Genomic DNA, 12,865 nt, shown 5'->3' on the forward strand with positions numbered 1-12,865 from the left:
ACGATGCTAACGACAAATGTAAGAAAATGGATTGGACTTGGTGTATGCCTGATTTTGTTGATAGGAGCTTTAGCTCTTGGCCTGCTGATGGGCAGAACGCTGATTCCCCCGGAATTTATGATATCTTCCCTACTGCATTATGATGCTCAAAATGTAGAGCATGTGCTGATATATACTGAACGTTTGCCGCGCACAGTCATTGCTGCTGTTGCAGGTGCGAGCTTGGCGATGGCTGGAGCCTTCATGCAGGCACTTACTCGCAACCCGTTGGCTTCGCCCAGTACGTTCGGTATCAATGCGGGGGCTTTGTTCTTCGTCTCTATTGCTGCGGTTGTGTTTTCGGTCGAGTCCATGATGGCTCTGATGGGCTTTGCCTTGATCGGCGCAGGGCTGGCGGCTGTATTGGTGTATATCATTGGATCATTAGGCAGGGATGGGTTGACGCCGATCAAGATTGTATTGTCCGGCTCTGCCATTCACGCCTTGTTTATGTCCATGATCCAGATTATTTTGGTGATGAATGAAACGGGGATGCAAAATGTGTTATTCTGGATGGCTGGCTCTGTCAGCGGACGTTCGCTGGAGATGCTGCAGCCTTTATTTCCTTTTATGCTGGTGGCGGGGATCTCGGCGATGTTTATGGGTAGAGCGGTGAATCTGCTCGTGACCGGGGAAGATGTAGCGAAGGGCCTGGGGCAAAATACGTTATGGGTAAAATGCGCGATGGGTCTCATTGTTGTGGTGCTAGCTGGATGTTCTGTTGCTATTGCGGGGGCGATTGGCTTTGTCGGTCTGGTCATTCCGCATGTGGCTCGTGCTTTGGTGGGTGCGGATTACCGCTGGATTACCCCTTTTTCGGCGGTATTAGGTGCTTTGCTATTAGTGTCGGCTGATACTGCCGCCAGAGTGCTGATTTCACCGCAGGAAATTCCGATTGGCGTCATTACAGCTTTGATCGGGGTTCCCTTGTTCATCTATATTGCTCGTAAAGGGGGAGCGTGAAAATGAAGCGTGTGAACGTGAAGCATGGTGTCAGTACAGGCAGGTTGAACATGAAGCGTTATGTGACACTGCGGAGCAGAAACGGCCAATTTCATATCCAGTTGGAAAAGAAAGCGTTATGGATGATGGGTGGATTGGCCTTGGCGCTTCTGATCATGGGGGTGATCAGTGTGGGCTGGGGGGATACCTATGTACATCCTTGGGAAGTTCTTCGAGCAATATGGGGACGCAGCTCAGGTGAACATGACTTTATTTTATACAGGCTGCGGTTCCCACGAGCGGTTACAGGGGTGCTGGTTGGCGCGGCTTTGGGCATCGCGGGAGCGGTGCTTCAGGGTATTATTCGCAATCCGCTGGCATCCCCGGATATCCTCGGCATTACAGGCGGGGCATCTGTAGCAGCGGTTACGTTCATTGCTTATGGAGGAGCTGTTTTGAGCTTTCAATGGCTGCCTGTGGCGGCTGTCGCTGGTGCACTGGTCGTATCACTGCTGGTGTATATGCTGGCCTGGAAGGATGGTGTAACGCCCATCCGATTGGTGTTGGTGGGAATTGGTTTGGCTTCTGCCATGAGTTCGGTTACGACGCTGATGTTGGTCATGAGCTCTTCCTTTACAGCCGGCAAGGCTTATATTTGGCTGACGGGCAGCGTGTATGGAGCGTCGTGGAGCAACGTATATACGATGTTGATTTCTATTGGGGTCTGTACACCTCTCGTTCTCTATTTTACGCGTAGTCTCAATACACAGGAGCTGGGGGACGATGTGGCTACCGGACTGGGTGTAGAGGTGCAGCGGCACCGTGTGCTGCTGCTACTGCTCAGTGTGATTCTCGTCGGAACTGCGGTAGCAGTCGCGGGAGCGATTGGTTTTGTTGGATTAATCGCACCCCATATTGCACGTCGATTGGTAGGCCGCTCTATCGGAGGGCTGACGCTGGTGTCAGCACTGGTAGGGGGATTGCTGGTATATCTCGCTGATTTGCTGGCCCGCACGGCCTTTTATCCCATTGATATTCCCGCAGGCATTTTTACAGCAGGAGTAGGGGCACCGTTTTTTCTGTATTTACTGCTTCAGCGACGGAATCGGCATTAAGGGCGGACTGAAATAGATGACTTTATGAAATGGGAGGGAAGCTGCATGGGTTTAGAGATGAAAGACCTGCAGATTAACTATGGGACAGACCCGATTATTCAAGAGCTGGACCTGCAAATTCCGGAGGGAAAGATTACGGTACTGGTAGGCAGTAATGGCTGTGGAAAATCGACGATTTTACGTGCCATGGCACGGCTGTTAAAGCCTGCGGCGGGGGCGGTGCTGCTGGATGGGCAGTCGATTGCCCAGCTCCCCTCCAAGCAAATTGCCAAAAGGCTGTCCATTTTGCCACAGGGACCCTCAGCACCGGAAGGACTAACGGTATATCAGTTGGTCAAGCAGGGCAGATATCCGCACCAAAGCTGGCTCAAGCAGTGGTCGGCAGAGGATGAGACACAGGTGCAAAATGCACTGCGAGCGACGCAATTAGAGGCTTTTGCAGACCGACCAGTGGATTCGTTATCGGGTGGACAGCGCCAGCGTGCGTGGATTTCCATGACTTTGGCGCAGGGGACGGACATGATTTTACTGGATGAACCGACGACTTATTTGGACATGACACATCAAATTGAGATTCTGGACCTGCTGTTTGACCTAAATGAACGCGAAGGACGGACCATTGTCATGGTGCTGCATGATCTGAATTTGGCTTGTCGTTATGCGCACCATATGGTTGCAGTACACGATAAGCGGATTTATGCGCAGGGAAAGCCGGAAGAAATCATGACCTCTGAGACGGTGGAAGCCGTATTCCAGCTGCGCTGTCAAGTTATTGCTGATCCGTTGTACGGAACACCGATGTTTATTCCTCATGGAAAGGGGAGGAAGATGGATGCCGTACGGCAAAAGGTCCTCGTTTGAGCCTACGGAGTGGTCGTATCTCACGGAAAAACTGCGAATAAGCAGCGATGTACAAGCACCAATGGGCCGATACGATCTACGCGCTGCCGATTTGCTGGATGCATCTTCATGTACCCTGTATCTGGATCGTCTGTCAGAACTGCATGATTTTTCTTCACGTAAGGTAACGGCCTCTGCCTTGGCAAAACGATACGGTTTTTTGATCGTATCCCCGGCTCTGTATGCGATGTCTGTGTATAACAAGACACTGGAGCTTGGGATTGCCGATTGTGCAATTCGCTCTGATTTTGTCAAGGATACATGGCTTCCGAGGCTGCATTTGAGCAGACTGCGAGTTACAGAATATGGTACGGAATATGGCGGTGAAACGGAACATGGGGACAGGGACAACGGTGATACAGCCCAGCATCAGCAACAGCGTCATGCTTGGCGTGATTACGTCATCGGGCAGGTATTTGCAGAGCATTTGGCCCCGATTTGGCACTCGGTTTCTGCTGTTGCTTCCATTCCGAGAACGGTATTATGGGAAAACACCGCCATCTATGTCTATGCGCTGTATGAGAACCGCATCCGGCAGGAGGTGAGTGGCGGGGAGCTGTTGCGGATAGAAGAGGATTTTAAATACTTGATCTGTGAAGCACCGGCTCATTTGTTTGGTGAACGACACAACCCGCTGGCTCGGTATGCGGACTCTGCTCGTACACAGCGTACCCCGATGACCTCAGTATCCACCGCATCTATGGATACGGTGCAAGCAGTACGTGTGCGCAAAACCTGCTGTTATTTTTATCAGATGAAGGACAAGGGCGGCTATTGCCCTACCTGTCCCAAAATACATGGTACGAGTTAAGTAGAAGGAGCTGGTATACATGTTTCGGATTCAACCTCGTGTTGAGGGTGTAATGAAGGAACTGCTGGAGCTTTATCAGCATATTAGTGCTTCCACGATAGGACATTTTACGGATTTTGGATGTATGCAGGGAGCACAACCACTGTTTCGTCCTATTCGTTTGTTGGGGAATGCAGTTACGGTGAGGCTTCCCCATCTGGATTCCACTGCGATACGCCATGCACTGGAATTGGCACAAGCGGGTGATGTGCTTGTCGTCGATATGTCTGGAGACGATGCCAGAGCCTGCTGGGGGGAATTCAGAGCCTATGTAGCGCTGAAAAAGCAGCTGGCGGGGGTGATTGTTTCCGGCTGTGTCACGGATGTTAGCGTGCTGAACCAACTGCAATTTCCCGTCTTTTCAAAAGGGATTAGCGCTTTGACTACACGCACACTGGAACTGGAAGGGGAGGTGAATATGCCGATAAGCCTGTTTGGGGTCAGCGTGCATCCGGGTGATCTTATTTTGGGTGATGATGACGGAGTATTTGTGATGAAGCCGGAGACAGCATGGGAACTGGGGGTAAAAGCAGTGGAAAAACAGCGCAAGGAGGAGCTTACCCGCCAGCAGTACGGATACGATCAGCTTTTGAACGCACGGCTGAACAGGTAAACATTCTACCCTTGCTGTGTTCATGTAAAGACACATAATATTCACGTAAAAGCTACCATTCACATAAAGGCATACCATTCACGATTTGGTACCAACCGCAAGCATATGCGGGCTCATACCGATGATGGATTCCTGCTCTTCCACCTGCCGTGCTATAGCTAACAAACGTCTGCGATGGTCAGGGACCGTCCACTTTTCTTTAACACCGGGGGCAATCCAGACAGGTCCCTCTACTCCGAAAATACGAGGCTCCTGTAATCCGGCCGCTTGCCAGTCGGCACGCAAGGCAGCGGGTGTATGAAAGTAGGAGCGAGCGATAAAAGAGGGATACGCGGAAGGACGCACATGCTGGCCATTCGTCAGCTCCTGTCTAACCATGTCCATGAATATGTCTTCTTCGACAATTGTATTCTGTTCACCGTATACAGATAATCCCCAAAGCAGTGAGCCAAACCTGGATATAGCTGAAGTGATCAGCGTTCCCCCCTTTTTTAAGACACGTGCCGCCTCTTGCAGTGCTTTTATTCGTTCATGCTGCTCTGTTAAATGATATAAAGGGCCCATTAATAGAACGATGTCTGCGCTTTCATCTTCACGGTCCACATTCCTGGCATCTGCGGTTTCGAGCTTGCTGATTATGGGTTTGTTTTGTTGTTGCTGACGAGCGAATTCAATGGCTTGGGGAGACAGATCAAACAAATGAACCTCATGCCCTAATTCCGCCAGCCAAAAGGAGTAAACCCCTACACCGCCACCAATATCATAAATGACTTGAGACGAACGGCTGACATAACGCGAAATGATTTCCTTCGATCGTTCCAGCTCTATTTTTCCGATTCCCCGTTCCAGTCTGCCTATTTCCGCGCCGCCATCGTAATAAGCCAGAATTTCTTGCTCATCTTTTTTCAAACATAGTACACCTCACCCAAAAGTTCGTCATCCACGACTTGAACCCCACAAATATAAGCTGCATATATTATCAAGCAAGTTGGTCCATAAGCTTTGAGTTTGAAAGGGGAAGAGCACGTGATAATACATGTATATGCTTTATGCTGGAATGAAGAAAAAATGCTCCCGTTTTTTTTTAAGCACTATGATAATATAGCGGATCAATACTATATTTTCGATAATGGCTCAACTGATAATTCTGTATCCATGTTAAGGGAAAATCCCAAAGTTGTTATAGATAGATTCGAAATAGAAGGTAATTCTCTCGTGAAATCAGCACAAGATAAATTCAATCAATTTTGGAAAGGAAGCAGAGGAAAGGCAGACTGGGTTATTGTCTGTGACGCAGATGAACATTTCTATCACCCTAACCTTAGAACATATCTGCAAGAATGCACCTCTAAAGGAATAACATTGATTGTCCCTGATGGTTATGAGATGGTTTCCGATTTTTTCCCGAGTAGCGATCAACCATTACATGAGACGGTAAGGAACGGTGTAAGAAGTCAAACGTACGATAAGCCTCAAATATTTAATCCAAATGCGATTCAAGAAATAAATTTCAGTCCTGGCAGGCATACTGCTTCACCTACAGGGGACGTTGTAAAGCCATCCAATAATGATGTTTTATTGCTACATTATAAATACTTAGGTTTTGACTATATAAATTCACGTTTCCCGGCTTTAAAACAAGGGCTACGCGAAGGGGACAAAGCAAATAGATGGGGATTTCATTATTTATGGGATGAGAAACAAAGGTTGGAACAATTCGAGGAATTAAAAAATAAATCTGTTAGAGTGTTGTAGATCTACAAGGATAAAGGTACCTTTTTTCTCAGGGGGCCTTTATCCTTTTTATTTTTAATAGGCAAACAAACAATCATATGCAACAAATTATTAATATGATACATAGAGCTGCATAATCCCTATTCTGTTCTATATAGATTGAACTGTAAAATAATATAGTGGATTTAAACCCAATTATATTTTTCAGTTCGATATATATAGTATTTTTATATAAATATGGATTTGTAGTTAATAAATAGAAAAGGAGAGATGAACTTAATGGCTGTATTATCAACTGGACCTATTGAGAATAGTCCTGTTAGTGGGATCAGGCCTATCCAGCAGGTTACCGTTAAAATAATTAACCGCGATTTAGTCAATTCTTCAATTGTTTTAATTCAAGGCTACATTTTAAATGGTTTACGAACATTATATGTACTAGAACAAATAGCTTTAGCCCCCAATGCAGTTGTTACGAGAAATTATCTAGCGAACTTCGACGCATATGAATTCGTTTTTACCACAAGCGGTTTAGCAGAAGAAAGTACTGATATTTCAGTTTGGGGAAAAAACGCGAGCGGTACAATCATTGATGTTCAGCGTATTGTTGCGGATGAGCAACTAGGGTCTTAAAACTCAACGTATGTATAGAGATAGAACCACAATCGCAGCAAATGGTTGAGACATAAAATAGAGGGAACAGGGTCTTGAGAAAGATCTCATTGTTCACAAAAAAAGCTTGCTTTTTACTAGAGAGGAGGGAGTACCTAAATGGCAGTATTATCAACTGGACCCATTGCAAACGATCCTGTTAACGGAGTCAGACCCACCCAACTGGTCACTATAAAAATAGATAACCGAGATTCTGTAAATTCTTCTACTGTTTTAATTGAGGGTTTTATTTTAAACGGCAGCAGAACATTATATGTACAACAACTAGTGGCAGTGGGGCCCAATGTGGTTTTAACTAGGAATTTCTTTGCAGGTTTCGACGCATTTGAATTCGTGTTTACCACAAGCGGGCCAGCAGAGGATGAAACTCAAATTTCTGTTTGGGGTAAAGATGCATTGGGGCAATTAGTACCTGCGCATCGGTTAGTATCTGATGAACTTTTAGGAACCGATCAAGGCGTCCAAGGACCTCAAGGTGTTCAAGGACCGCAAGGCGTTCAAGGACCGCAAGGCGTTCAAGGATCGCAAGGCGTTCAAGGATCGCAAGGCGTTCAAGGACCGCAAGGCGTTCAAGGGCCGCAAGGCGTTCAAGGACCGCAAGGCGTTCAAGGATCGCAAGGTGTTCAAGGACCGCAAGGTGTTCAAGGACCGCAAGGTGTCCAAGGACCGCAAGGCGACCAAGGACCTCAAGGTGTTCAAGGAGCCCAAGGCGACCAAGGACCTCAAGGTGTTCAAGGCGTACAAGGTGCTCAAGGACCTCAAGGAGTTCAAGGTGTACAAGGAGACCAAGGACCTCAAGGCGTTCAAGGCACACAAGGCGACCAAGGACCTCAAGGCGTTCAAGGAGCCCAAGGTGACCAAGGACCTCAGGGTGTTCAAGGCGTACAAGGTGACCAAGGACCTCAGGGAGTTCAAGGCGTACAAGGTGACCAAGGACCTCAAGGAGTCCAAGGAGCCCAGGGCGACCAAGGACCTCAGGGAGTTCAGGGCGTCCAAGGCGACCAAGGACCTCAGGGAGTTCAAGGTGATCAAGGACCTCAAGGAGTTCAAGGCGACCAAGGACCTCAGGGAGTTCAAGGTGACCAAGGACCTCAGGGCGTCCAAGGCGACCAAGGACCGCAAGGAGTTCAAGGCGACCAAGGACCTCAGGGTGTTCAAGGTGACCAAGGACCTCAAGGCGTACAAGGTGACCAAGGACCTCAGGGTGTTCAGGGAGACCAAGGGCCTCAGGGCGTACAAGGTGACCAAGGACCTCAGGGTGTTCAGGGAGACCAAGGACCTCAGGGAGTTCAAGGTGACCAAGGACCGCAAGGAGTTCAAGGTGACCAAGGACCTCAGGGAGTCCAAGGAGCACAAGGCGACCAAGGACCTCAAGGAGTTCAAGGTGACCAAGGACCTCAGGGTGTTCAAGGCGACCAAGGACCTCAAGGAGCCCAAGGCGACCAAGGACCTCAAGGAGTCCAAGGCGACCAAGGACCTCAGGGTGTTCAAGGCGTACAAGGCGATCAAGGACCTCAAGGCGACCAAGGACCTCAAGGAGTCCAAGGCGACCAAGGACCTCAAGGAGTCCAAGGCGATCAAGGACCTCAGGGAGTTCAAGGTGACCAAGGGCCTCAGGGTGTTCAAGGCGACCAAGGACCTCAAGGAGTCCAAGGCGACCAAGGACCTCAAGGCGACCAAGGACCTCAGGGCGTACAAGGCGACCAAGGACCTCAAGGAGTTCAAGGTGACCAAGGACCTCAAGGAGTTCAAGGCGTACAAGGTGATCAAGGACCTCAGGGCGTACAAGGCGACCAAGGACCTCAAGGTGTTCAAGGTGACCAAGGGCCTCAGGGTGTTCAAGGCGACCAAGGACCTCAAGGAGTCCAAGGCGATCAAGGACCTCAGGGAGTTCAAGGCGTCCAAGGCGACCAAGGACCTCAAGGCGTCCAAGGCGACCAAGGACCTCAAGGCGTACAAGGCGACCAAGGACCTCAGGGAGTTCAAGGAGTCCAAGGCGATCAAGGACCTCAAGGAGTCCAAGGCGATCAAGGACCTCAAGGAGTCCAAGGCGACCAAGGACCTCAAGGAGTTCAAGGTGACCAAGGACCTCAGGGAGTCCAAGGAGCACAAGGCGACCAAGGACCTCAAGGCGTACAAGGCGATCAAGGGCCTCAGGGAGTTCAAGGAGTCCAAGGCGACCAAGGACCTCAAGGCGTACAAGGCGATCAAGGACCTCAGGGAGTTCAAGGCGACCAAGGACCTCAAGGAGTCCAAGGCGAACAAGGACCTCAAGGAGTTCAAGGTGACCAAGGACCTCAGGGAGTTCAAGGCGACCAAGGACCTCAAGGAGTCCAAGGCGATCAAGGACCTCAGGGAGTTCAAGGCGTCCAAGGACCTCAAGGAGTCCAAGGCGACCAAGGACCTCAAGGAGTTCAAGGTGACCAAGGACCTCAGGGAGTTCAAGGCGACCAAGGACCTCAAGGAGTCCAAGGCGACCAAGGACCTCAAGGAGTTCAAGGTGACCAAGGACCTCAGGGAGTACAAGGCGACCAAGGACCTCAAGGAGTTCAAGGTGACCAAGGACCTCAGGGTGTTCAAGGCGACCAAGGACCTCAAGGAGTTCAAGGTGACCAAGGGCCTCAAGGAGTCCAAGGCGACCAAGGACCTCAAGGAGTTCAAGGTGACCAAGGACCTCAGGGAGTTCAAGGCGACCAAGGACCTCAAGGAGTCCAAGGCGATCAAGGACCTCAGGGAGTTCAAGGCGTACAAGGTGACCAAGGACCACAGGGCGTTCAAGGACCACAGGGCGTTCAAGGACCACAAGGTGCTCAAGGCCCTCTAGGTCCACAAGGTGTTCAAGGCCCTCTAGGTGCTCAAGGCCCTCTAGGTCCACAAGGTGCTGCAGGCCCTCAAGGAGTTCAAGGACCACAAGGCGATCAAGGACCTCAGGGAGTTCAAGGCGTACAAGGTGACCAAGGACCTCAGGGAGTTCAAGGCGACCAAGGACCTCAAGGAGTCCAAGGCGATCAAGGACCTCAGGGTGTTCAAGGCGACCAAGGACCTCAAGGAGTTCAAGGTGACCAAGGACCTCAAGGCGTACAAGGCGAGCAAGGACCTCAGGGACCTCAAGGCGAGCAAGGACCAGCTTAAGGTCAAGGTATATTTAGAGGACTCAAAAGTTATTTATAACTTTTGGGTCCTTTTTTTGTCTTAAGTTCATGTTTGCAGTTCTGCTGTAACAAAAAAACCTTTGTCGAAGCTTCATGGAAATAATTCCAGGAGACTTCGACAAAGGTATTAGAAAATAATTGTTGGCTAATATTCTGATCAGGCTTGTTGTAATTTAGGGCAATACAACCACTTTCTCTTTACAGGACGCAACAAATTTTGCATATTGAATACAAGTTTCCAATGAATCATTTGGCTCCATTGGCCACCATCGTATGGCTCCCCTGGGAGCTTTGGAGGCATAGGTTTCGATTTCTGATGGAATTCGACCTACAACCACAATTTCGATCTCCCTAAAGTTGTTTTCAATGCTCTTTTGGAGCGTCTTAATTAATTGGGTATGCTCTATTTCAGGACAGGAATGGGGAATAGGGAACAATATCGAGAATCTTGAGGTATCTTCTTGAATAACGTGAGCAGATTTCCGGGCGGGATCATCCGTAGAAGTCTCCCATATACGACGATAAGGCAATAGCTCTGGTAAATCGAGCTCTTTCAATCTCATTTGGATCCTTTGAAAATAGCATCTATATAGTTCCCTTACAAGAACCTGAATCTGCTTATTTCTGAGAAATGTAGTGTTATTTCCATGTTCGTTACGATATTGGATATATATCAAATCGGGGATGTTTACAAATTTAGTACAAAGAAACGTCCGGACCAGCATATCGTAATCATCTGCTACCAGTAGTTCATTGCGATGGCCTCCGATCAGATGGTAACAGTCCCTCGTCCACGCACGGGGATGATTGGGTAAACCGACCAAATGTCGAATGGTTTTGCCATTAATGGTCGTATGTTTTTGTACATTTTGCCATCTGTTCATTTCATGCAGCCAGACTCGATAATGAACACTGTAACCAAAGCCACAATCCCAGCCATACCAATGTGCATGATTGCTCTCTGCATACACTTCAGCACAATCCCCATAAACAAAGCCACAGTCAGGGTTTTGTTGAAATGCTTTGACGATTTTCTCCAGGCAGTCAGGTGTTAGCTCATCATCATGATCGACTTCTACTAAAATTTCCCCTGTACATAGACCTGCTGCAAACCTTTTGATAGCCCCTATATAGCCATTGCGGGAATCCTGGCGATATCTCCGCACACGGTGATCCTCTAAAGGGAGTAAATACTCTTTGTATGTCTCATCTTCATCACCGGAATCATCCACGATTACCCATTCCCAGTTCTTGTAGGTCTGCTTCAATAAAGATTGATAAGGTCGTTGAATTTTTTCCTTTGACCTGTAACTGGCAGTAAAGACGGATATTAAAGGTGTGTTTGAAGAAAAATGTGTTGGAGGAATCGTTCTATTCTCCGGAAGAGGATCTGTTGCCTTGAGCCAGCAGAAAAATAAATGCATAGGTTGAATTTCGTCTGGTGATTGGAAGTGCAACCAGCGTTTTTTTTCGTGACCAGGCAACGCTTTTAGTGCTGAAAATTCTCCCCACTCTTCTCCCAATGAAACGTAGACTCGCGGTTTGTGAACGTTGTTTTCTAATATGGGATCATCAGGCTGATACAAAGTTACTGTAATGTGATTTTCTTCCAACTTCTCTATTAATTCTATTACATCTTCCTTTAAAATCTTTTTGGATACAAATATATGGGCTGTCAATAGTGGAGTGAAATTCAGAGGCATGATCATTCTCCTTTACGGGTTTCGAACACCGACGAGACAGAGGTGTCGATGCAGACGAGAGTTTTTGTTAAACCGCTTCATTTTTAATCATCATTTTATTTTTCAGTAATATATATGTATGTGTATGTGAGCAAAAGGTTACCCAAGGTGAAATCAACGAAAAATCAGACTTTTTAGGTGTATATCTTGAGGCCTTCGTTAGTACTTCAAGAAAAAGCGCAAAAGAAAGGTGGAGGAACTTGGAATACCCATTAGTAAGTATAGTTATACCTGCATATAACCGTCCTCATACACTAAAAATCGCCCTCGAAAGTGCATTGGAACAAACTTACCCGAATACCGAGATCATTATCTGTGATGACAGCACAACTCCTGAAGTACAAGAGATGCTTGATCCTTTTTTAGATTCGTATCCCCAAATCCAATATTATAAAAATGAGAAGAATCTTTTTCTTGAAAATTGGCACAAATGTTTTGACTTAGCATCTGGGGAATATATCAATTACTTGATGGATGATGACGTTTTTCATAGAGAAAAAATAGAAAAAATGATCTATTTTTTTGAAAATTTCGAAAACATCACACTGGTTACCTCTTATCGACAAACCATTAATGAATCAGGGGCTTTGATCCCACCGAACTATGCAACGAAAAGGCTATACGAAGAAACAAGGATCATGGACGGAAAAATGTTGGGAAACATTGTGTTAAGTCGTTGCCTAAACGTAATTGGTGAACCCACAACAGTGTTATTTAAAAGAACAGATCTTGTCAATCCATTTGGAATATATAAAGGGAGACAGTATTCTCTTCTTAATGATTTAGCTTCTTGGTTGACTTTACTATCCAAAGGAAAAGCCGTTTATATTCCGGAAGAGCTAAGCTATTTTCGAATACATCCTAATCAAAATAATCAAACACTTGGTCCAAAGGCGTTCACGGAATGGTTGGATATTATGATTGCCTCAAGAGATGATGGATTTTTGGATACTAACGATTTGTTTAAAACTGCTCTTCGATCTTACCATGAACGTATAAAGGGTAGCCCACAATTTGTTGCAGATGTCGAGCGAATTGAAATGATATTAAAAACGTTAGACTAAACATTCTGCTTTACTCATCATTTGTGCGAAGGAGGCTGGATC

General features: G+C 47.3%; 12 protein-coding genes. 10 read left to right on the top strand and 2 right to left on the bottom strand.

Annotated features, from left to right (window positions below; translation table 11 throughout):
* Positions 1–3 precede the first annotated feature (3 nt).
* The 5 genes from LCF57_RS10020 to LCF57_RS10040 are packed head-to-tail and all read left to right on the top strand — an operon-like array spanning position 4 to position 4,459.
* Positions 4–1,002 carry a FecCD family ABC transporter permease gene (locus tag LCF57_RS10020; RefSeq protein WP_226000555.1) on the top strand — a complete coding sequence of 333 codons (999 nt, stop codon included), beginning with the start codon at positions 4–6 and terminating at the stop codon, positions 1,000–1,002.
* A 2-nt stretch (positions 1,003–1,004) separates the two neighbouring features.
* A complete protein-coding gene (locus LCF57_RS10025) occupies positions 1,005–2,096 on the top strand; it encodes a FecCD family ABC transporter permease (protein ID WP_226000556.1) in 1,092 nt (363 codons plus the stop codon).
* Between the two features lie 45 nt (positions 2,097–2,141).
* On the top strand, positions 2,142–2,957 hold the full coding sequence (locus LCF57_RS10030) for an ABC transporter ATP-binding protein (protein ID WP_226000557.1): 816 nt from the start codon (positions 2,142–2,144) through the stop codon (positions 2,955–2,957).
* The gene (locus LCF57_RS10035; protein WP_226000558.1) at positions 2,929–3,807 is read left to right on the top strand and encodes an IucA/IucC family C-terminal-domain containing protein; all 879 of its coding nucleotides are present in this window, start codon (positions 2,929–2,931) and stop codon (positions 3,805–3,807) included. The genes LCF57_RS10030 and LCF57_RS10035 overlap by 29 nt, the downstream gene beginning before the upstream one ends.
* Positions 3,808–3,826: 19 nt before the next feature.
* On the top strand, positions 3,827–4,459 hold the full coding sequence (locus LCF57_RS10040) for an RraA family protein (protein ID WP_226000559.1): 633 nt from the start codon (positions 3,827–3,829) through the stop codon (positions 4,457–4,459).
* A gap of 78 nt (positions 4,460–4,537) precedes the next feature.
* Here LCF57_RS10040 and LCF57_RS10045 read toward each other — a convergent pair whose 3' ends face one another.
* Positions 4,538–5,368, bottom strand: a complete 831-nt coding sequence (locus tag LCF57_RS10045) for a class I SAM-dependent methyltransferase (protein ID WP_226000560.1) — start codon at positions 5,366–5,368, stop codon at positions 4,538–4,540.
* 117 nt (positions 5,369–5,485) lie between these two features.
* On the opposite strand from LCF57_RS10045, the gene LCF57_RS10050 reads away from it, so the two are divergent.
* The 4 genes from LCF57_RS10050 (at position 5,486) to LCF57_RS10065 (ending at position 10,061) form a co-directional block, all read left to right on the top strand.
* Positions 5,486–6,214 (top strand): glycosyltransferase family 2 protein, encoded by a 729-nt coding sequence (locus tag LCF57_RS10050; RefSeq protein ID WP_179032329.1) that lies wholly within the window; start codon positions 5,486–5,488, stop codon positions 6,212–6,214.
* A 258-nt stretch (positions 6,215–6,472) separates the two neighbouring features.
* Positions 6,473–6,826, top strand: a complete 354-nt coding sequence (locus tag LCF57_RS10055) for a hypothetical protein (RefSeq protein WP_226000561.1) — start codon at positions 6,473–6,475, stop codon at positions 6,824–6,826.
* A gap of 514 nt (positions 6,827–7,340) precedes the next feature.
* The gene (locus LCF57_RS10060) at positions 7,341–9,689 is read left to right on the top strand and encodes a hypothetical protein (protein ID WP_226000562.1); all 2,349 of its coding nucleotides are present in this window, start codon (positions 7,341–7,343) and stop codon (positions 9,687–9,689) included.
* A gap of 54 nt (positions 9,690–9,743) precedes the next feature.
* Entirely contained in the window at positions 9,744–10,061 is a 318-nt protein-coding gene (locus LCF57_RS10065; RefSeq protein ID WP_226000563.1) for a hypothetical protein, read from the top strand.
* Positions 10,062–10,190: 129 nt separating this feature from the next.
* Here LCF57_RS10065 and LCF57_RS10070 read toward each other — a convergent pair whose 3' ends face one another.
* On the bottom strand, positions 10,191–11,720 hold the full coding sequence (locus LCF57_RS10070; RefSeq protein ID WP_226000564.1) for a glycosyltransferase: 1,530 nt from the start codon (positions 11,718–11,720) through the stop codon (positions 10,191–10,193).
* 239 nt (positions 11,721–11,959) lie between these two features.
* Here LCF57_RS10070 and LCF57_RS10075 point away from each other — a divergent pair, with 239 nt between their 5' ends.
* Positions 11,960–12,823, top strand: a complete 864-nt coding sequence (locus LCF57_RS10075) for a glycosyltransferase family 2 protein (RefSeq protein ID WP_226000565.1) — start codon at positions 11,960–11,962, stop codon at positions 12,821–12,823.
* Positions 12,824–12,865: the final 42 nt, after the last annotated feature.

The sequence above is a fragment of the Paenibacillus sp. BJ-4 genome (genome assembly GCF_020404765.1).
Lineage (GTDB): Bacteria > Bacillota > Bacilli > Paenibacillales > Paenibacillaceae > Paenibacillus.